The organism is Streptomyces sp. NPDC058464 (genome assembly GCF_042721035.1).
Lineage (GTDB): Bacteria > Actinomycetota > Actinomycetes > Streptomycetales > Streptomycetaceae > Streptomyces.
This window is the reverse complement of sequence record NZ_JBHXMA010000019.1, coordinates 33,750-54,384: the sequence shown is the minus strand read 5'-3', so window position 1 is coordinate 54,384 and position 20,635 is coordinate 33,750. Positions and strand designations below refer to the sequence as shown.

Here is a 20,635-nt window from a genome sequence, read left to right as displayed (position 1 = left end):
GGCGGCCTACTGCTCTTCCTTCGCGGTCTTGGTGATCGCCTGGGTGACGTCCTCGGGCGACTTGGACCCGGCGATCAACCCGGCCACGCTGTCGTTGACCTGCTGGCCGACGGCGGGCGCGTAGGCCTGGTCGAGGTAGAGCTGGAAGCCGGTGGCGGCCTTCAACTGGGCCTGTACGAGCTTGAGGTTGGTGTCGGTCAGCGCGCTCTCGGCGGCGGGTACGACGGGCAGCACGCTGGTCTTCTTCACCAGTTCCACGTCCGTCGTCTCGGAGGCGAAGAACTTCAGGAAGTCGACGGCGGCCTGCGGGGCGTCGGCGCGCAGTGCGTGTCCGCCGCCGCCTCCGAAGACCTCGGTGACGGTGCCCTTGCCGCCCTCGACGGCCGGGAACGGGAAGAAGCCGAGGTCGGCGCCGATGCCCTTGCCGGCGTCGGCCTCGACGCTGGGGGCCCACTGGCCCATCAGCTCCATCGCGGCCTTGGCGTTGCCGACGGTGGCGGCCTGGCCGGTCGGGGTGGAGTAGGCGGCGCCCAGGAACCCCTTCTGGAAGGGCTGGAGGGCGACCAGGTCCTTCAGGTGCTGTCCGGCCTCGACGAACCCGGCACCGGTGAAGTCCTTGTCCTCGTCGGCCTTCTTGAGGGCGTCGATGCCGGCGGTGCGCATCGCGAGGTAGGCCCAGTAGTACATCCCGGTCCAGCTCTCCTTGCCGGCCAGGGCGAGCGGGGTGACACCGGCGGCCTTCAGCTTCCTCACGGCGTCGAGGAAGCCGCTCCAGGTGGCCGGGGGTGTGCTGATGCCGGCCTTCTTGAAGAGCGCCTTGTTGTACCAGAAGCCGATCATGCCGATGTCGAACGGGATGCCGTACGTCTTGTCGTCCAGGATGTACGGCTGCTTGGCCACCGGGAGCAGGCCGTCGGCCCAGGACTTGGTGGGGTCGGTGAGGTCCTTGACGAGACCGGCGTCGACCTGCTGCTGGAGGACGCCGCCGCCCCAGGTGTGGAAGATGTCGGGGAGCTTCCCGGAGGCGGTCAGGGCCGTCATCTTCGTCTTGTAGGCGTCGTTCTCCAGCTGGACGATCTTTATCTTGACCTTGGGGTTCTGCGCCTCGAACTTCTTGGCGAGAGCCGCCCAGACGCCCTTCGCCGGGTTGGTCGTGGAGATGTTCCACCACTCGATGGTGGTGGTTCCCCCCGACGACCCCGAGTCCGAGCCACCGCAGCCGCTGAGGGCGGTCATGCCCAGACCGGCGGCCGCGGTGGCCGCCAGGAAACCGCGACGGGACAGTGCCGGGTCGCCCATGTTGCGCTCCTTGGGGTACGGGACGACCGACGCCGTCCTGGTTCGGTGGTGCTCTGGGGCCGCCGTTTTCGAAACATTCGGTGTTTTCACCGAACGTTCCGAACGGCGACTCTAGAAAGGCGCATCAGGAGCGTCAAGGTGTCGCGCATCAGCTCATCGGCATGTATGCGAACCAGTCGAAGGCGGCCCGGCCCTCGGTGACGTACATGCCGATGACCCGGCCGGTGAACCCGCCCGCCACCTCGGTGGAGAGATAACGGCCGTCGAGTTCGGCCAGTCGAACGACACCGTCGGACGTTTCGATCGAAAGGGTCACGGCGTCGGGCCCGGCGGGGCGGACCCCACGCCCGTCGTCCTGCCCCGGTGCGGTGGCGGTGGGCGGCGGCACCCGGGTGGTGCGGATCTCCACCACGAGGGTCGACGGGCCGGGTGGGACCGCGCGTTCGGCGATCCGCTGCCGCAGGGGTCCGATCCGCGCGATCGCGCTCACCACTCCCCCGCTCACCTCCAGGTCGTAGTGGTGGGCCTCGTCGACGCGGACCGTGAGACCCGCACGTCCCACGCCCGGGTCGAGCAGTGCGGCGACCCGGCAGTCGGCGTGCTGCTGGCGCCGGCCGACGAAGGTGTGCCCGGGGCGGTCGAGGCTGTCCCCGGTGGCCGTGAGCGTGAGCCATCCGGGTCGTTCGGCCAGCGACCAGGACCCGGCCGGCCGGCTGCGCGGGGAGATCCAGTGCGGCGCGAGGGCGGGGGCCGTGAAGTCGTCCCGTGCGGGCGGCTGTTCGACCGGGTGCCAGGCGGCCGGCGCCTCCTCCCGTACCCGCACCGGGCCCATGCGCGGCCAGCCGTCCACCCACTCCACTGGGGCCAGGAAGGTCTCCCGGCCGAGCACATGGAACTCGGGGAACCAGCCGCGCGGCCGGGTGCCGAGCAGCACCGCCCACCAACTGCCGTCGGCCGCCCGGACCAGGTCGGCGTGCCCGGTGCACTGGACGGGTTCCCGGGTGCCCCGGTGCGAGACCAGCGGATTGCCGGGCGCGGGTTCCCAGGGCCCGCGCGGCGAGCGGGCGCGGGCCACGGACACCCCGTGCCCGAGCGCGGTGCCGCCCTCGGCGACCAGCAGGTACCACCAGCCGCCGACCCGGTGGAGGTGCGGCGCCTCGGGGTCGCGCAGCCCGGTCCCGGACCACATCGGCAGCGGCCCTTCCAGCACCTTCCCGCTGCGGGTGTCGATCCGGGCGACCGCGACGCCCGCCACGGCGCACCAGCAGTCGCCGTTCTCGTCCCAGGCCAGGTCGGGGTCGATGCCGGGGACGTCGACCCACACCGGGTCGGACCAGGGTCCCTCGGGCCGCTCGGCGGTGACGAGGAAGTTCCCTCCGCCGCTGACATTCGTGGTGATGACGTGGAAGAGCCCGTCGTGGTGCCGGATCGTCGGGGCGTACACACCGCCCGAGGCCGGCGTGTCGTCCGGGAGCGTCAACTGCCCCGGCCGGTCCAGGACGTTGCCGAGCTGCCGCCAGTGCACCAGGTCCCGGCTGTGGAAGAGCGGGACGCCGGGGAAGTACTCGAAGCTGGAACAGACGAGGTAGTAGTCCTCCCCGACCCGGCACACGCTCGGGTCGGGGTGGAAGCCGGGGATGACCGGGTTGTCGTAGGTCCGCAGGTGCGGGTCTCGCATGTGTGTGCCCCTCCCCAGGCCGCACCGAAAGTTTCGGCACGGTCGGCGAACATTACGGGGCGCACTGTAGGAGCCTGTCCGAGGCCCGACAAGGCAGCGGTCACAGCTTCAGCCGGTACGGCAGGAGGCACACCACGACGTCGGTGCGGGCCCGCAGGACGGTGGCGAGCAGCAGGCCGCGCTGGTTCTGGAGGATCTCGTAGCGCCGGTGCCTCGGCTCCACCTCGGGGATGAGGACGGCGACCTGGCGGCCGTCCGCCGCCGCCCGCTGCACGTAGTCGACGACCGGCTGCACCAGCGAGCGGTGCGGACTGTCGATGATGTCCAGGCGCACGCCCGGGTTCCAGCGCTCCCAGGCCTCCTCCAGCGCGCGGGACCTGGCCGGGTCGCCGTGCACCGCGACCGCGACCACCTCGTCGCCGAGGGCGAGGGCGGCGCCGAGGGCGTGCCGGGCGAGCTTGCTGACCTCGCCGATCGGCACGATCACCAGGCTGGCGGTGCGCCGGGCTGGCGGTTCCGGGACACGGCCGAGGCCGAGTTCCTCGCCCACCTCGGTGTAGTAGCGCTGGATGCGGGCGAACAGCAGCATCATCAGCGGTACGGCGAGCACGACCACCCAGGCGCCGGAGAGGAACTTGGCGAACAGCAGGATGACGCCGGCGAGGGTGGTGAGCACGGCGCCGGTGCCGTTGACGAACGCGCGGCGCTTCCAGCCGGCCGGGCGCAGGGTTGTCCAGTGCCGGACCAGGCCGGCCTGGCTGAGGGTGAAGCCGATGAAGACGCCGATGGCGAAGAGCGGGAGCAGCCGGTGGGTGTCGGCGTCGGTGGCCAGCAGCAGGAGCGCGGCGAGCAGGGCGAGGGCGACCACGCCGTAGCGGTAGACCGGGCGTTCGGCGCGCAGGCCGAAGAGGTGGGGCAGCCGGTGGTCGCGGGCGAGCAGGCTCATCAGCACCGGCAGCCCGCCGAAGCTGGTGTTGGCGGCAAGACCGAGGACGAGGGTGACGACGAGGTTGGTGGCGTAGTAGGGCCAGCCGGTGCCGTAGGCGCCCGCGGTGAGCTGGGCGAGGACCGTCACGCCGCCGCGCGGGGCCACATGGTCGCGGTGGATGAGGACGGCCAGCCCGATCAGCATGGTCCCGAGCAGCGCCCCCAGCATCAGTTCGGTGCGCTGGGCGCGCCTGACCCTCGGCTCCCGGAAGGTCGGCACGGCGTTGGCGATGGCCTCCACGCCGGTCAGGGCCGAGCAGCCGGACGAGAACGCCTTGAGGACCAGCAGCGCGGTCAGTGCCTCGGTGGCGTGCACGGGCTGGGCGGTGCCGACTTCGGCGACCGGGTGCGAGCGCAGCAGGCCGAGCACGATCACACCGAGGATCGCCACGATGAACAGGAGGGTCGGCAGCATCAGCACCCGGGCGCTCTCGGTGACACCGCGCAGGTTGACGGCCGCCAGCAGGGCCAGGCCGATCAGGCAGACGAGCAGCTTGTCGTGGGCGAGGGCCGGGAACGCGGAGACGAGCGCGTCGGCGCCCGCGGCGAGGCTCACGGCGACGGTGAGCACGTAGTCGACGACCAGACTGGCGGCGGCCAGCAGGCTCGCGGTGGCGCCCAGCTCCGCCTTGGCGACCGCGTAGGCGCCACCGCCGTCCGGGTGTACGGCGATGACCTGGCCGTACGACACGACGAGGGCGGCAAGCAGGAAGGTGATCGCGAGGGTGATGGGCAGGGTGGCGGTGAGCGCGCCGGTGCCGGCGACCACCAGGGCCAGCACGATCGCCTCGGGTCCGTACGCCACCGAGCTGAGCGCGTCCAGGGAGAGCGCGGCCAGGCCTTCCAGGCTGGTCAGATGGTGTTTGTCGCCCTCGCCCGGGCGCAGCGGAACCCTCGGTCTCAGTTCACGGCGTGCCAGGCCATACGCCATCGGTACCTCATCACGGCCGGTGGGTCGGTCGGCAACAGTGTCCTCTGAGCCGCCCGTGTCCGCCCGACCGCGGGCGGCTCACAGGTTGTGGAAGTCGGTGGCGCCGTCGAAGCCCGCCATCGCGCTGCCGTCGCCGTTGACGTCGGAGGTGTAGGCGTACACCAGCTCGGTCAGCCCGTGAGCCCCCGGGTTGCCCATGGAGGACCGGCCGTCGCCGAGGGCGAGCGCGAGCGCCGCGCAGCCGAGGGTCGCCGTCGGGGCGTACAGGGCGTACAGGGCGACGTACCGCATCTCCGGGAACCCGATCCGCTTGCGCAGGTGCTCGGAGATGCGGCCACCATCAGACCGCCGACGAACACGGCGCTCACACATGCGGACATGGGTATGGATCACCTCCGGGCGGGGGCCGGGGAGTCTCCCGCCCGGAGGTGGGCATGGGGCGCGTGGGACGCGCGCTCGGCGCGGGCGGCGGACGGACGCCGGCCGGTCGCCGGGTGGGCCGGGGGCGTCCCCCTAGAGCCCCACGTCCCGGCGGCGGATGTCGTCCAGGGACTCCCGGCGCACCAGGAGCCGGGCCTGGCCGTCGTGCACAGCGGTCACCGGCGGTCGGCCGACCAGGTTGTAGCCGGAGGCCATGGACAGCTGGTAGGCACCGGCGACGGGCACCGCGAGCAGGTCGCCGGGGCGTACGTCGGCGGGCAGTTCGACATCGGCGGCGAGGACGTCGCCCGCCTCGCAGTGCCGGCCCACCACGGTCACCGGGGCCATGGGCCCGGTGCTCGCGCGGCCGATGAGGCGGGGCGCGTAGCGGACGCCGTACAGCGCGGGACGCGGGTTGTCGCTCATGCCGCCGTCGACGGCGACGAACGTGGTCGTGCCGGTGCGCTTGACCGCGAGCACGTGGTAGACGGCGATGCCCGCGGGACCCGCCACGGCCCGGCCCGGCTCGATGATCAGCCGGGGCACGGGGAGCCCGGCGGCCGTGCAGGACTCGGTCAGTTCCGCGCGGACCCTGCGGGCCAGCATGGTCAGGTCGAGTGCCTCCTCGCCGGGGCGGTAAGCGATGCCGTGGCCGCCGCCCAGGTCCAGCTCGGGCAGCACCAGCCCGTGCTGCTCGTGGAGGCGGGCCATCAGACCGACCAGGCGGCGCACGGCCGACAGGTACGGCTTGACGCTGGTGATCTGCGAGCCCAGGTGGCAGTGCAGGCCGGTGAGTTCGAGCTGCGGCTGGTCGAGTATGCGGGCGATGGCGTGCTGGGCGTAGCCGTCGCGGATGGACAGTCCGAACTTCTGGTCCTCGGTGCCGGTGCGGATCTTGTCGTGGCCGCCGGCGCTGATGCCGGGCACCACCCGGACCATGACCTTCTGCCGGCCCCCGGGGCCGACGGCGGCGGCGAGCCGGGCGATCTCGGAGGGGCTGTCGATCACGATCCGGCCCACGCCGAGCCGCAGTGCGGCCTCCAGGTCGCGCGGCGACTTGGCGTTGCCGTGCAGCACGATCCTCTCGGGCGGGAACCCGGTGGTGACGGCGAGCTCCAGCTCGCCGGCCGAGCAGACGTCCAGGCCGAGGCCCTCCTCGTCCATCCAGTGCACCATGGCCCGGCACAGGAACGCCTTGGCGGCGTAGAGGACTTCGGCGTCGGGGAAGGCGTTGCGGTAGGTACGGCAGCGCTCCCGGATCTCGTCCTCGTCGAGGACGTAGACGGGGGTGCCGAAACGGTCGGCGACCTCGGCGAGCGGGACTCCGCCCACGGCCAGGTCACCGGGCCGGGGCTCGGTGGTGGAGGCGGGCCACACCGAAAGGTCGGTGGGCGTGGTGGTGACGACGGGTTCGTGCAGGGTGGTCATCGATCGCTCCCCTCTGATGCGATTCTTATGCGATCCGCAGGGACACGGCGACGGGCGCGACGGGCCGCACCGGCGCGGGGGCCGGGGCCAGATGCGGAGCCGGGGCCGTGAGTTGGGGGTCGACCGTGACGGTGGTGACGCCCAGCGGTGCGGTCAGGGCACGCAGCGCGGGTTCGGCGAGCCGGATCCAGGCCTGGTCGGGGCCGAGCGTGGCGGCGAGTCTGCTGGGCGAGGTGAAGCCGACGGCGGTGCGCTCGCCCAGGGGGGTGCGGAAGAGACGGGCCGCACACCCCGCGGGTCCCGGCCGGACCGGTACGAACAGGGGACCGGCCGGGAAGCGTTCGGAAGGCTCCGGATCGTCACCGCACAAGAGTTCTGGCATGGAATGCCTCCTGGATCGGAAGGTGCTGAGCGCCCCGGGGGCGGGGAGGCCGACCGGGGCTCTGCCCAGACGCTACGCCCGCCCCGGGCACCCCTCCGATGCCTCATGACGCGACGCTGACGGTGATCCGGGCGACGTTGACGGGACGCTGACGGAGAGGTCGTCGGTGCTGGTCGCGGGTGTCAGAGGCGTGCCAAGAAGCGGCTGCGGGACTGGCCGTGCCCCGCCCCGAGGAGTGTCATGGAGACGGTTGGTCCCCGGGACACGCCCGGGGGCCGCTGACGAAGTACGGTGGATACATGTCCGGTTACGACACCTGCACATCCGGTCGGGTCGTCGTCGGTGTGAGCGGTTCGCTGGGCAGCGTCACGGCCCTGTGCCGGGCGGCGGCGGAGGCCCGGCGGCGGGAGGCCGAGCTGTGGCCGGTGCTCGCCTGGGAACCGCCGGGCGGCGAACTGGCGGCGCGCCGCTCCCCGGTTCCGCCGCCGCTGGTCACGGAGTGGCAGCAGACGGCCCGCGAGCGGCTGCTCGACGTCCTCGACCAGGTCTTCGGCGACGCCCGTCCCGACCTTGTGCTGCACGGCACGGTGGTGCGCGCGACCCCGGGCCTGGCCCTGGTGGAGACGGCGGACCGGGAGGACGACATCCTGGTCGTCGGCGCGGGCCGGCGCGGCTGGCACCGGCCGTTCTCCGGCCGCGTCACCCGCTACTGCCTGACCCACGCGCACTGTCCGGTCCTCGCGATACCACCGTCCCCGCTGGAGGACACGCTGGCGTCGGCACACCGCCGCAACAGCTGGCATCTGCCGCTGGACGTACGGCAGTTGTCGTCCTGAGGCGTGACGACGCGCCAGCGGGCGGCACGGCTCACCACGTCGCCGCGGCCACGGCTACGACGTCGCCGCGGCCGAGAGATCCGGCCGCCCCGGTCTCCGTCCCGGCGCCAGCGGCAGGCTCAGCACCATGGTGAGCCCACCGCCCGGCGTGTCCTCGGCGGTCAGCGTGCCGCCCATCGCCTCGGCGAAGCCCCGGGCCACGGCCAGGCCGAGGCCCACCCCGGCACCGCGCGGCGAGTCGCCGTACCGCTGGAAGGGCTCGAAGATGCGCTCCTTGGCCTCGTCCGGGACACCGGGTCCGCGGTCCACGACCCGCATCTCCACCCGGTCGGCTATGGAACTGGCCTTCACCAGGACGGGGGTTTCCGCGGGGCTGTACTTGACGGCGTTCTCCACCACGTTGGCGACGACCCGCTCCAGCAGCCCCTTGTCGACGTACACCATGGGCAGCGTCTCCGGGACGTCCAGTTCGACGCTGTCCTCGGGGATCCCGCCGAGCGCCATCGGCACCACCTCGTCCAGATCGGCCTCGCGGACGATCGACGTGACGGTACCGGTCTGCAGGCGGGACATGTCGAGCAGGTTGCCGACGAGGTGGTCGAGCCGGTCGGCGCCCGCCTCTATGGCCTCCAGGAGCTCCGCCCGGTCCTGCTCGGACCACTCGACGTCGTCCGAACGCAGCGACGACACCGAGGCCTTTATGCCGGCCAGCGGGGTGCGCAGATCATGGCTGACCGCGGCGAGCAGCGCGGTGCGGATGCGGTTGCCCTCGGCCAGCTCCTTGGCCTGGTCGGCCTCTTCCTGGAGCCGCTGCCGTTCGAGTACGACGGCGGCCTGGGCGGCGAAGGCGGCGAGGACACGGCGGTCGGAGGCCGGCAGCACCCGTCCGGACAGGGCGAGGGTCATGTGCTCGCCCACCGGCATGTCGACATCCGCCTGTTCGGGCGCCTGGCACGGCTGCGGTCCGACGCTGCCCGCGCAGGTCCACGGCTCGACGTCGCTCACCCGCTCCAGCAGGGCCACGGACTCCATGCCGAAGGTCTCCCGGACCCGTTCCAGCAGTTCCTCCAGGCTGGTCTCACCACGCAGCACACTGCCCGCGAGGAAGGACAGGATCTCCGACTCGGCGCGCAGCCGGGCGGCTTGGTGGGTGCGGCGGGCCGCGAGGTCCACGACGGAGGCCACCGAGACCGCCACCCCGATGAAGATCGCGATCGCGACGATGTTGTTCGGGTCCGCTATCGTCAGCGTGTGAATCGGCGGGGTGAAGAACCAGTTGAGCAGCAGCGAGCCCACCACCGCCGAGGTGAGCGCCGGCAGCAGACCGCCGAGCAGAGCCGCCGCGACCGTCAGTGACAGGTACAGCAGCATGTCGTTGGCGAGGCCGACCGAGGGTGCCGCGGTGGTGAGCAGGAGCGTGAGCAGCACCGGGCCGAGCACGCCGACCAGCCACCCCCACAGGATCCGGGCGCGGCTGAGCCGGCTGTGGGCCACGGGCAGCCCGCGCCCCTTGCCGGCCTCGTCGTGGGTGATGAGGTGGACGTCCAGGTCGGGTCCCGACTCGCGGGCGACCGTGGCGCCGACGCCGGGTCCGAGGACGTACTGCCAGCTCTTGCGCCGCGAGACGCCGAGCACGATCTGGGTGGCGTTGACACCACGTGAGAAGTCGAGCAGGGCGGCGGGGACGTCGTCGCCGACGACGTGGTGGAAGGTACCGCCGAGGTCCTCCACGAGCGTCCGCTGGACGGCGAGTTCCTTCGGGGAGGCCGAGGTCAGGCCGTCGCTGCGGGAGATGTAGACGGCGAGCACCTCGCCGCCCGCGCCCTTCTCGGCGAGCCGGGCGGCCCGCCGGATCAGGGTGCGGCCCTCGGGGCCGCCGGTGAGGCCGACCACGATCCGCTCGCGCGAGCCCCAGATGGCCGAGACCCGGTGCTCGCTGCGGTACGCGTTGAGGTACTCGTCGACCCGGTCGGCGACCCAGAGCAGGGCCAGCTCCCGCAGGGCGGTGAGGTTTCCGGGGCGGAAGTAGTTGGAGAGGGCCGCGTCGACCTTGTCCGGCTGGTAGATGTTGCCGTGCGCCATCCGGCGGCGCAGCGCCTGCGGCGACATGTCGACCAGTTCGATCTGGTCGGCCCGCCGTACCACCTCGTCCGGCACGGTCTCCTGCTGCCGTACCCCCGTGATGGACTCCACCACGTCACCCAGCGACTCCAGGTGCTGGATGTTGACCGTCGAGACGACGTCGATGCCGGCCGCGAGCAGTTCCTCGACGTCCTGCCAGCGCTTGGCGTTGCGCGAGCCCGGGACGTTGGTGTGCGGCAGCTCGTCGACGAGGGCGACCTGGGGGCGGCGGGCCAGGACGGCGTCGATGTCCATCTCGGTGAACACCGCGCCGCGGTACTCCAGTTCCTTGCGCGGGATCTCCTCCAGGCCGTGCAGCATCACCTCGGTGCGCGGTCGGCTGTGGTGCTCCACGAAAGCGACGACGCAGTCGGTGCCCCGTTCCACGCGGCGATGCGCCTCGGACAGCATCGAGTAGGTCTTGCCGACGCCGGGGGCGGCGCCCAGGTAGATCCGAAGCCTGCCGCGTGCCATGTCATCCTTCGAAGCGGTAGCCCATGCCGGGCTCGGTGATCAGATACCGGGGATGTGCGGGGTCCGCCTCCAGTTTGCGGCGGAGCTGGGCCATGTAGACCCGCAGGTAGTTGGTCTTGTTGCTCTGCGAGACGCCCCACACCTCGCGCAGCAGGTGTTTCTGCGTGACGAGACGCCCCGGATTGGTCACCAATATCTCGAGGAGATGCCATTCGGTGGGGGTGAGACGGACGTCGTGATCACCGCGGGTGGCCCGCTTCGCGAGCAGGTCGATGGTGAAGTCCTCCGTCTCCACCAGCGTGGTCTCGGGGGCGAGCGGGGTGTCCCCGGTACGGCGGACGGCGGCGCGCAGCCGGGCCATGAGCTCGTCCATGCTGAACGGCTTGGTGATGTAGTCGTCGGCCCCCGCGTCGAGCGCGGCGACCTTCTCGTCGGACGCCTGACGGGCCGACAGCACCAGGATCGGTACACGGGTCCAGCCGCGCAGTGCCCTGATGACGTCGACCCCGTCCATGTCGGGCAGTCCGAGGTCGAGCATCACCACGTCCGGCTGACGCGCGGCCGCCAGCCGGAGGGCCGTGGCGCCGTCGGGCGCCGCGTCCACTCCGTACTGGCGTGCCTGCATATTGATCACGAGTGCCCGTACGAGCTGTGGGTCGTCTTCCACGACCAGCACCCGGGTCATCAGCTGCCCTTGATCAGTTCCTTGAGTGCGATGTTGAGTTCGAGGACGTTCACCCGGGGCTCACCGATGAAGCCGAGGGTCCGGCCCTCGGTGTGGTCCTTCACCAGCTTCTCCACCTGGGCGACGGGCAGGCCGTTCTTCTCGGCGACCCGGTGGACCTGGATCTCCGCGTACTCCGGGGAGATGTCGGGGTCCAGGCCGGAGCCCGAGGAGGTGACGGCGTCGGCGGGGACCTCGGAGGCCTTGACCGTGTAGCCGGCCACCGAGTTGTCCTTGACGACCGCGGCCTTGGCGTCCTTGACCTGCTGGATCAGGACCTTGCTGTCGGCGGACAGGTTGGTGGCACCGGACAGCAGCAGCTTGTACTGGGTGTTCACGCTGTTGCTGCCGAGCCCGTTGGCCGGCCGGCCCTGGAACCACTGCAGGGCGGCGTCCGGGGTCTCCTGCCCCTTCTTCAGCGGCAGGTTGTACGACTGCCCGATGAGGGACGAGCCGACGACCTTGCCGTCGGACTTGATCTCGGAGCCGTTCGCCTTGTCGTGGAACGCGGCCTGGGCGATGCCGGTGACGACCAGCGGGTAGACGACACCCGTCACCAGGGTCAGCACGAGGAGGGCCCGCAGGCCCGCCCACAGCAGCCGGGCGGTGTTGGTTACGGAGTTGTTCATCGCGATCAGCCGATTCCGGGAATGAGGGAGATGAGCAGGTCGATGATCTTGATGCCGATGAAGGGGGCGATCAGACCGCCGATGCCGTAGATCGTCAGGTTGCGCCGCAGCATCCTGTCGGCGCTCACCGGCCGGTACTGCACGCCCTTCAGGGACAGCGGCACCAGCGCGATGATGATCAGCGCGTTGAAGATGACCGCGGACAGGATCGCGGAGTCCGGCGAGGACAGGTCCATGATGTTGAGCTTGTCCAGGCCCGGGTAGACCGCCGCGAACAGCGCCGGGATGATCGCGAAGTACTTCGCGACGTCGTTGGCGATGGAGAACGTGGTCAACGCACCGCGCGTGATCAGGAGTTGCTTGCCGATCTCGACGATCTCGATGAGCTTGGTCGGGTTCGAGTCGAGGTCGACCATGTTGCCGGCCTCCTTGGCGGCCGACGTACCCGTGTTCATCGCCACGCCGACGTCGGCCTGCGCGAGCGCGGGCGCGTCGTTGGTGCCGTCACCGGTCATCGCGACCAGCTTGCCGCCGGCCTGCTCGCGCTTGATGAGCGCCATCTTGTCCTCGGGAGTGGCCTCCGCGAGGAAGTCGTCGACGCCCGCCTCGTCGGCGATCGCCTTGGCCGTCAGCGGGTTGTCACCCGTGATCATGACGGTCTTGATGCCCATGCGGCGCAGTTCCCCGAACCGCTCGCGCATGCCTTCCTTGACGACGTCCTTGAGGTGGATGACACCCAGGACTCGGGCGCCCTGGTCGTCCTTGACGGCGACCAGCAGCGGGGTGCCACCGGACTCGGAGATGCGGTTGGCGAGACCGTCCGCGTCCTCCGCGACCGTGCCGCCCTCCTCCCGCACCCAGGCGATGACCGAACCGGCCGCACCCTTGCGGATCTTCCTGCCGTCGACGTCCACACCCGACATGCGGGTCTGGGCGGTGAAGGCGATCCAGTCGGCGTGCGCCAGCTCGCCCTGGTGACGCTCGCGCAGGCCGTACTTCTCCTTGGCGAGGACGACGATGGAGCGGCCCTCGGGCGTCTCGTCGGCCAGCGAGGAGAGCTGGGCGGCGTCGGCCACCTCGGCCTCCGTCGTGCCGCGCACCGGCAGGAACTCGGACGCCTGACGGTTGCCGAGGGTGATGGTGCCGGTCTTGTCGAGCAGCAGCGTGGAGACGTCACCGGCGGCCTCGACCGCACGGCCGGACATCGCCAGGACGTTGCGCTGGACCAGGCGGTCCATGCCCGCGATGCCGATCGCGGACAGCAGCGCGCCGATGGTGGTCGGGATCAGGCAGACCAGGAGCGCGACCAGCACGACCATCGTCAGGTGGGTGCCCGCGTAGTCCGCGAGCGGCGGCAGGGTGGCGACGGCCAGCAGGAAGACGATGGTCAGCGAGGCGAGCAGGATGTTCAGCGCGATCTCGTTCGGCGTCTTCTGCCGGGCCGCGCCCTCGACGAGGCTGATCATCCGGTCGATGAAGGTCTCGCCCGGCTTCGTCGTGATCTTGATGACGATCCGGTCGGAGAGAACCTTCGTACCGCCCGTGACGGCGCTGCGGTCGCCGCCGGACTCGCGGATGACCGGAGCCGACTCGCCGGTGATCGCCGACTCGTCGACCGAGGCGACACCCTCGACGACGTCACCGTCACCCGGGATGATGTCGCCGGCCTCGCAGACGACCAGGTCACCGATCTTCAGCTCGGTGCCCGGGACCTGCTCCTCGGTCTCCCCGACGAGCCGACGGGCGACGGTGTCGGTCTTGGCCTTGCGCAGCGTGTCGGCCTGGGCCTTGCCACGGCCCTCGGCGACCGCCTCCGCCAGGTTGGCGAAGATCACGGTCAGCCACAGCCAGGCGCTGATCGCCCAGCCGAACCAGTCGCCCGGGTCCTTGAAGGAGAAGACCGTGGTCAGGACGGAGCCGACCCACACCACGAACATGACGGGCGACTTGACCATCACCCGCGGGTCGAGCTTGCGGCAGGCGTCGGGCAGCGACTTGAGGAGTTGCCTGGGCTCGAAGAGGCCCGCGCCGACACGGCCCTCGGCGGTCTTGTGCCCGGTGGGGACGTCGCTGTGCGGCGCCCGGGTCGGAGTGGCTGTGGACATCGAGTCCTCTTCGTTGTCTGTGCGGGTGGTCATCACGCCAGCCCCTCGGCGAGCGGACCCAGTGCCAGCGCGGGGAAGTAGGTGAGACCGGTGATGATCAGGATCGCGCCGACGAGCAGGCCGGTGAACAGCGGCTTCTCGGTGCGCAGGGTGCCCGCGGTGACCGGGACCGGCTTCTGCTCGGCGAGCGAGCCGGCCAGCGCCAGGACGAACACCATGGGCAGGAAGCGGCCGAACAACATCGCGAGCCCGGTCATGGTGTTGAACCAGTCGGTGTTCGCGTTCAGGCCGGCGAAGGCCGAGCCGTTGTTGTTGGCCGCCGACGTGAAGGCGTACAGGACCTCGGAGAAGCCGTGCGCCCCGGAGTTCAGCATGGAGTGCGGCGGCGTCGGCAGAGCCATGGAGGCCGCGGTGAAGACGAGGGCCAGCGCCGGGGTGATCAGGATGTAGATCGCCGACAGCTTGATCTCACGGGCGCCGATCTTCTTGCCCAGGTACTCGGGCGTACGGCCGACCATCAGACCGGCGATGAACACCGCGATGACCGCCATGATCAGGATGCCGTAGAGGCCGGAACCGGTACCGCCTGGGGCTATCTCGCCCAGCATCATGCTGAGCAGGGTGATGCCGCCGCCGAGGCCGGTGAAGGAGGAGTGGAAGGAGTCCACCGCACCGGTCGAGGTGAGCGTGGTCGACACCGCGAAGATGGACGAGCCGCCGACCCCGAAGCGGACCTCCTTGCCCTCGTACGCGCCGCCCGCGAGCTGGAGCGCCGGGCCGTGGTGGGCGAACTCGGTCCACATCATCAGGGCCACGAAGCCCAGCCAGATGGTGAACATCGTGGCGAGGATGGCGTAGCCCTGCTTGACCGAGCCGACCATCACGCCGAAGGTGCGGGTCAGCGAGAACGGGATCAGCAGGATGAGGAAGATCTCGAAGAGGTTGGTGAACGGGGTGGGGTTCTCGAAGGGGTGGGCGGAGTTGGCGTTGAAGTAGCCGCCACCGTTGGTGCCCAGCTCCTTGATGGCCTCCTGGGAGGCCACGGCCCCGCCGTTCCACTGCTGCGACCCACCCATGAACTGACCGACCTCGTGGATGCCGGAGAAGTTCTGGATGGCACCGCAGGCGACCAGGACGAGGGCGGCCACCACGGACAGCGGCACCAGGATGCGTACGGTGCCGCGCACCAGGTCGGCCCAGAAGTTGCCGATCTCACCGGTACGGGAGCGCGCGAACCCGCGCACCAGAGCCACCGCCACCGCGATGCCGACGGCCGCGGAGACGAAGTTCTGCACGGCCAGACCGGCGGTCTGCACGACGTGACCCATGGTCTGCTCGCCGTAGTACGACTGCCAGTTCGTGTTGGTCACGAAGGAGACGGCCGTGTTGAACGACTGCGCCGGGTTGACGGAGGAGAAGCCGAGCGAGCCGGGCAGGATGCCCTGGAGCCGCTGCAGCAGGTAGAGGAAGAGGACGCCGATCAGGGAGAAGGCGAGGACGCCGCGCAGATAGGCGGGCCAGCGCATCTCGGTGTCGGGGTTGGCGCCGATGCCCTTGTAGATCCACTTCTCGACACGCCAGTGCTTGTCGGAGGAGTAGACCTTGGCCATGTAGTTGCCGGCGGGGACGTAACAGAGCGCCAGGGCGCCTATGAGGGCGACCAGCTGGAGCACGGCTGCGGTAACGGGACCCATGTCGCCCGCTGCGGAGGCAGCTGATGTCACAGTCAGAACCTCTCCGGGAAGATCAGGGCGAGGACGAGATAGCCCAGCAGGGCGACGGCCACGACGAGGCCGACGATGTTCTCGGCGGTCACAGCTTGGTCACCCCCTTGGCGACGAGAGCCACCAGCGCGAAGCCTGCGAGCACGGTGACGACGAAGGCCAGATCGGCCATCGTGAACTCCTGGATGAGGTTCGGAACGGACGTGGACTGTTAGAGGAAAGCGTCTTTCTGGCCGGATTCGGCCCCCGTTGACGGGTCCCTTACGGCGGCGTTCACGCCTTTGACGGGACTCTTACGCGGGCTCGACCGACCCGCGACCGGAAGCCGCCGTTCGGCCGACGAAACCTCCTGAACTGGGGAAACGCCGGCCGCAGACGCATCAGAGGCGTCAGGACAGGCGGAACCGCAGCCGGCAGATCACCGCGTCGGTCTCGCGGCGCACGGCGTGCGCCACGACAGCACCCCGCTGGTTCTGCAGGAGTCGCTGCCAGAGCCGCTCGGGCTCGGTCTCCGGGATCAGCACGGTCACCTGGGTGGCCGGCTCGGCCGCGGTCACCTCACGGACGTACGCGGCGATGGGACGGCCGAGCGTGCGTCGCTCGCACGCGAGCCGGACCAGCGGCACCCCGGGGTCCCACTCGGCCCAGGCGCGTTCCAGGGCGTGCAGCCGGGCCCGGTCCTCGGGGTCGGGATGGCAGACGGTGACGGCACGGACCTCGTCGCCGAGGGAGGCGGCCGCGGAGAGCGCCTGGGAGGTGAGCCGGGTCAGGGACGACACCGGCACGATCACGACCGAGCGCTCGCGGTGCGGAGCCTCCGGGATCCGCCCGAGCCCGAGCCGGTCCCCGATCCGCCCGTAGGCGCGGTGCACGGCGACGAAGGCGCCGACGAGCAGCGGCAGCATCAGCACGACGAGCCAGGCGCCCTCGGCGAACTTGCCGGCGGTGACGACGACGGTGGCGACGCCGGTCAGGACCGCCCCGAAGCCGTTGAGCAGCGCCTTGCCCCGCCAGCCGGGCCCGCGCTCCAGTCTCCAGTGCCGCACCATGCCCACCTGGGCGATGGTGAACCCGACGAAGACCCCGATGGCGAACAACGGCACCAGCGTGTTGGTGTCGCCGCCGGAGAACACCAGCAGCGCGGCCGAGACGACGGCCAGGGCGAGCACACCGTGCCGGTGCACCTGCCGGTCGGCCTTCAGCGCGAAGACATGCGGCAGGTAGTTGTCCCGGGCGAGCAGCTCGAGCAGCACCGGCAGCCCGCCGAACGACGTGTTGGCGGACAACGCCAACAGGATCATCGTCGCGAACTGGATGACGTAGAAGCCCCAGTTGTGGCCGAGGGAGGCGTCGGCGAGCTGGGCGAGGACGGTCACGCCCTCGACCGGCTGGAGGTGGAACCGGGAGATCAGCACCGAGAGCCCGATCAGCATCGCGCCCAGCACCGCCCCCAGGGCGACCTCGGCGTGCTGGGCCCGCTTCGCCCGGGGCGCCCGGAAGGAGGGCACGGCGTTGGCGATGGCCTCGACGCCGGTGAGGGCGGCACAGCCGGAGGCGAAAGCTTTCAGCAGGAGCAGGGCGCCGACACTGGAGGCATTGTCGGCGAGCACGGAGGCATGCCCGGCGGCGGTGGCCATACTGGCCGGCGAGGACCGGAGGAGCCCCACCACGATCAGCACGAAGACCGACCCGACGAACACGACCGTCGGCACGATGAACGCCTTCGCCGACTCCACGATGCCCCGCAGGTTCACCCCGGTGACCAGCGCCAGCACGGCCAGGCACAGCCACAGCCGGTGCGGGTACAGCGCCGGGAAGGCGGAGGTGAGGGCGGCGACACCGGCGGTGACGGCGACGGCGACGTTGAGCACGTAGTCGAGCACCAGGGAGGCGGCGGCGACCAGGCTGGTCCGCGCACCGAGGTGGGCCCGGGCCACGGCATAGGACCCTCCCCCGTCCGGGAAGGCCGCGATGACCTGCCGGTACGAGGCGACGAGCACCGCGAGAAGGGCCGCGATGGCGAGGGTGACCGGCAGGGTGTAGCCGAGCCCGTGCGCACCGGCGGCGGCCAGCACGAGCACGATGGCCTCCGGTCCGTACGCCACCGACGCCATCGCGTCCAGCGACAGCGCGGCGAGGCCGGTGACGGCGGTGAGGCGATGCCGTTCCCCGGTGTCGGGCGGCTCCTGGCCGGCGGGCACGGCGCCCGGTTCGGCGGTCGGTACGAACATGGGACGGTGCTCCTCAACGAACGGGACATGCCTTCGCGCGCGGCAGTGCCGCGCGCGATGCGACCAGGTTCTGTCCCGTTCCGGCCAGGCCCGACAATCCCTTGCGCGTTCTTCGCGCGGGAGGCGGCGACTTTGACACGCCCTTGACGGCAGCGCCCCTGCAAGGGGAGCGGGGCTGTATCGATGTGCGGCTACCGCCGCGTGGGCGCGCTCAACCCCCACCGGCCCGCACGGACCCACAACCGTCAGAGTCCCATCAAAGACATGCCGCACCTACTGACGCCGTGCACCGCCGCTCCCTACCGTCACCCCATGCAGCACTCCGAGGACCACCGCTGGTCCAAAGACGTCTACGCATCGGCCCGTTGCGCAGGCGCCCTCCTCGCCCTGCTCCTCCTGATCGACTGGGGGTCAGGGACGCTGGGCTGGTGGCGCGGCACCCTCTGGATCTCCCTCGCCCTGCTCCTCTTCGGCGTCCTCTGCCCCGCCAGGGTCCGCGCCGGCGACGGCTGGCTCACTTCGCGCAGGCTGCTGCGCACCCGCAGGGTCCGCACCGACCTCCTGGTCTCCGTCCGCCGCCTCGACGGCATCTCCCCCCGGCTGCTGCTCCGCGACGCCTTCGGTGACCGGTTGGAAATCGACCCCCAGGTCCTCGTCGCCAACCCCGACCTCTGGCTGCTCGTGGACGCGGGTGCCCGCAAGGCCGCCGCGGCGGGCACCCTCACATGCGGCGCGATGGCGCTCAGCCGCCTCAGCGAGGAGATCGAACGCGAGAACGCCCTGGGCGTCTTCAAGGCGTCAGGCCTGGAGTAGGTACTGCTCACCCTTGCCGCACCCCCGTCATCAGCACGTCGAGCCCTCGCCGGGTGGTCACCATCACCACCCGGTCCCCCACCGCCAGCACCCGCCCCTGCGCCGGACGCCAGTCGAAGGCCGGCTGTCCCGGGGCGCCCCCGCCGACCGGCCCCACCGCCAGCACCCGCCACTCCCGCCGCCGGAACGCCTGGTGCACCGAGCGCCCCTCCAGCTCCGGGTGCCCGGCCACGTCCACGCAGGTGAACAGCAGCGAGCCCCGCTCCACCGGCATCACGCCCAGCACATGACGCCCCATCATGGCCGCCGCGAACGACGGCGCGGCCAGCGCCGAAACGCTCCGGCTCCGGGTGAGCGCGTCCGGGTAGGACGCGCGCAGCGTGCGCTGGACGGTCGCGGCGAAGGCGTCGTCGTACAGCCGGGTGACCACCCGTACCTCGGGGTTGGCCTCCCGGACGGCCATGACGATGTCGAGGTTCTGGCCGTCGTCGCGGGTGAGGACGAGCAGCGAGCCGCACTGCCGGACCCGGGCGAGGTCGAGGACGCCGTGGGCGGTCGCGTCCTCCAGGACGAGCGGGAAGCCGAGTTCCCGGGCGAGCGCGACTCCCCTGGCGCGTGGGTCCCGCTCGATGGCCACCACCTGGTGGCCGGTGGTGCGCAGCCGGTCCAGCACCCGGGTGCCGACCATGCCGAGGCCGACCAGGACGATGTGACCGCTGACGTCGTCGCCGGGCGGGTGGTTCACGGAGGCGGTGCGGAAGGCCTCGGTGGCGTTCATGGTCGCGGCGACCACGAGCGGCAGCACGGCGAGCCCGACGAAGCCGGCGAGGAGCTGCAGGATGCGGCGGGCGGGCGACTCCTCGGTCGCCGGATCCCCCATCGTGAAGATGTCCAGCAGAGGCAGATAGACGTTCTTCCACCAGGGGTGCTCGTCCGCGAAGAGCGCGGTGGCGGTGGACAGGGCGACCACCACGGCGGCCAACGAGCCGTAGACGGCGGCCAGTTGCCGGGAGAGCAGGACCCGCCACGGCAGATGGGCGAACCGGGCCCGGGCCCAGCGCACCGGCCGGAACCGCCAGGCGCGGCGGGCCGGTTCGGCCGTGTCGAGGTGGACGACCTCCTCCAGCATCAGCCGCCCGTGCGTGAACTGCCGGTGGTAGGCCGTCCGGTCGTCCGGCAGCAGCAGGGTGCCGTCCTCACCGGGCGTCTCCGCACTGTCCTGGCTGGCCGGGTCGTCCTCGTGGGCGCCGGAGAGCACGGCCAGGGTGGCGAGGTCGGTGAGGTGCGTCGGGGTGCCCGCGGGCCGTACGACACCGCGGAAGACCTTGCCCTCGACCTCCAGGGTGTGGCCGTGGCCCACGGCGGCTGCCGCGACCAGCTCGGGTACGGCGGTGTCGGCGTCGGAGAGCACGGTGGTGGAGGTGTCCGGCGCCGGGGCGTCGCACAGGCCCGCCGCCCGGTCGAGGAGCCGTTCCAGATGGCTGCCGCGCTCCCGGTTGAACATCCGCACGACCAGCCGGACGGAGGGGTTGACCGCGCGGGCGAGCAGGGCCGCGGTGACGTTGACCTGGTCGTCGCGGTAGGTCAGGGCGAGCGCGGCGGCCCGTGCCACACCGGCCGCGCGCAGGGTGGCCTCGTCCGGGCGGGCCGAGATGTGCAGCTGGACGGCGGACGCCGGGTCGCGGTGCAGGGCGGCGACCCGGGCGCCGTGCTCGTCGTCGGCGGACGGCAGGACCACGGTGACGGCCTCGCCGCACACGGCGTCCAGTTCGACGGCGAGCCGGTGCGCGAGGCCGTCGTCGCCGCAGATCACCATGTGCCCGGTTCTCTCTCCGGATGCCGCTGGTACGGCG

At 71.3% G+C, this 20,635-nt stretch carries 16 protein-coding genes; 2 read left to right on the top strand and 14 right to left on the bottom strand.

Going from position 1 to position 20,635, the window contains the following annotated elements; genetic code table 11:
• Positions 1 to 6 precede the first annotated feature (6 nt).
• The 6 genes from ACFWPQ_RS24470 to ACFWPQ_RS24445 form a co-directional block, all read right to left on the bottom strand.
• Positions 7 to 1,299 carry an extracellular solute-binding protein gene (locus tag ACFWPQ_RS24470; RefSeq protein ID WP_384038508.1) on the bottom strand — a complete coding sequence of 431 codons (1,293 nt, stop codon included), beginning with the start codon at positions 1,297 to 1,299 and terminating at the stop codon, positions 7 to 9.
• 148 nt (positions 1,300 to 1,447) lie between these two features.
• Complete coding sequence (locus ACFWPQ_RS24465) at positions 1,448 to 2,977, bottom strand: glycoside hydrolase family 43 protein (RefSeq protein WP_384038505.1); 1,530 nt, start codon at positions 2,975 to 2,977, stop codon at positions 1,448 to 1,450.
• 100 nt (positions 2,978 to 3,077) lie between these two features.
• Entirely contained in the window at positions 3,078 to 4,895 is a 1,818-nt protein-coding gene (locus tag ACFWPQ_RS24460; protein WP_384038502.1) for an APC family permease, read from the bottom strand.
• A gap of 78 nt (positions 4,896 to 4,973) precedes the next feature.
• Entirely contained in the window at positions 4,974 to 5,267 is a 294-nt protein-coding gene (locus tag ACFWPQ_RS24455) for a potassium-transporting ATPase subunit KdpA (RefSeq protein WP_384038499.1), read from the bottom strand.
• A 141-nt stretch (positions 5,268 to 5,408) separates the two neighbouring features.
• Positions 5,409 to 6,743: a diaminopimelate decarboxylase gene (gene lysA / locus ACFWPQ_RS24450; protein WP_384038496.1), complete on the bottom strand. Its 1,335-nt coding sequence runs from the start codon at positions 6,741 to 6,743 to the stop codon at positions 5,409 to 5,411.
• A gap of 25 nt (positions 6,744 to 6,768) precedes the next feature.
• On the bottom strand, positions 6,769 to 7,125 hold the full coding sequence (locus ACFWPQ_RS24445; protein WP_384038494.1) for an SAV_915 family protein: 357 nt from the start codon (positions 7,123 to 7,125) through the stop codon (positions 6,769 to 6,771).
• Positions 7,126 to 7,424: 299 nt separating this feature from the next.
• Here ACFWPQ_RS24445 and ACFWPQ_RS24440 point away from each other — a divergent pair, with 299 nt between their 5' ends.
• Entirely contained in the window at positions 7,425 to 7,961 is a 537-nt protein-coding gene (locus ACFWPQ_RS24440; RefSeq protein ID WP_384038491.1) for a universal stress protein, read from the top strand.
• A 54-nt stretch (positions 7,962 to 8,015) separates the two neighbouring features.
• Here the strand turns inward: ACFWPQ_RS24440 and ACFWPQ_RS24435 are convergent, their stop codons facing one another.
• The 7 genes from ACFWPQ_RS24435 to ACFWPQ_RS24405 form a co-directional block, all read right to left on the bottom strand.
• Positions 8,016 to 10,556 (bottom strand): ATP-binding protein, encoded by a 2,541-nt coding sequence (locus ACFWPQ_RS24435; RefSeq protein ID WP_384038488.1) that lies wholly within the window; start codon positions 10,554 to 10,556, stop codon positions 8,016 to 8,018.
• 1 nt (position 10,557) lies between these two features.
• A complete protein-coding gene (locus tag ACFWPQ_RS24430; RefSeq protein WP_384038486.1) occupies positions 10,558 to 11,241 on the bottom strand; it encodes a response regulator in 684 nt (227 codons plus the stop codon).
• Positions 11,241 to 11,909 (bottom strand): potassium-transporting ATPase subunit C, encoded by a 669-nt coding sequence (locus ACFWPQ_RS24425; RefSeq protein WP_384038483.1) that lies wholly within the window; start codon positions 11,907 to 11,909, stop codon positions 11,241 to 11,243. The genes ACFWPQ_RS24430 and ACFWPQ_RS24425 overlap by 1 nt, the downstream gene beginning before the upstream one ends.
• A 5-nt stretch (positions 11,910 to 11,914) precedes the next feature.
• A complete protein-coding gene (kdpB, locus tag ACFWPQ_RS24420; RefSeq protein ID WP_384038480.1) occupies positions 11,915 to 14,047 on the bottom strand; it encodes a potassium-transporting ATPase subunit KdpB in 2,133 nt (710 codons plus the stop codon).
• Positions 14,047 to 15,708, bottom strand: coding sequence for a potassium-transporting ATPase subunit KdpA (gene kdpA, locus ACFWPQ_RS24415; RefSeq protein ID WP_384038876.1), 1,662 nt, complete (start codon positions 15,706 to 15,708; stop codon positions 14,047 to 14,049). Before kdpA ends, kdpB begins: the two co-directional genes overlap by 1 nt.
• A 32-nt stretch (positions 15,709 to 15,740) precedes the next feature.
• Positions 15,741 to 15,830: a K(+)-transporting ATPase subunit F gene (gene kdpF, locus ACFWPQ_RS24410; RefSeq protein ID WP_016434100.1), complete on the bottom strand. Its 90-nt coding sequence runs from the start codon at positions 15,828 to 15,830 to the stop codon at positions 15,741 to 15,743.
• A gap of 297 nt (positions 15,831 to 16,127) precedes the next feature.
• On the bottom strand, positions 16,128 to 17,969 hold the full coding sequence (locus ACFWPQ_RS24405) for an APC family permease (protein ID WP_384038477.1): 1,842 nt from the start codon (positions 17,967 to 17,969) through the stop codon (positions 16,128 to 16,130).
• 312 nt (positions 17,970 to 18,281) lie between these two features.
• Here ACFWPQ_RS24405 and ACFWPQ_RS24400 point away from each other — a divergent pair, with 312 nt between their 5' ends.
• Positions 18,282 to 18,782 carry a hypothetical protein gene (locus ACFWPQ_RS24400; protein WP_384038474.1) on the top strand — a complete coding sequence of 167 codons (501 nt, stop codon included), beginning with the start codon at positions 18,282 to 18,284 and terminating at the stop codon, positions 18,780 to 18,782.
• Positions 18,783 to 18,789: 7 nt separating this feature from the next.
• Here the strand turns inward: ACFWPQ_RS24400 and ACFWPQ_RS24395 are convergent, their stop codons facing one another.
• Positions 18,790 to 20,598, bottom strand: a complete 1,809-nt coding sequence (locus ACFWPQ_RS24395) for an NAD-binding protein (protein WP_384038471.1) — start codon at positions 20,596 to 20,598, stop codon at positions 18,790 to 18,792.
• Between the last annotated feature and the right edge of the window lie 37 nt (positions 20,599 to 20,635).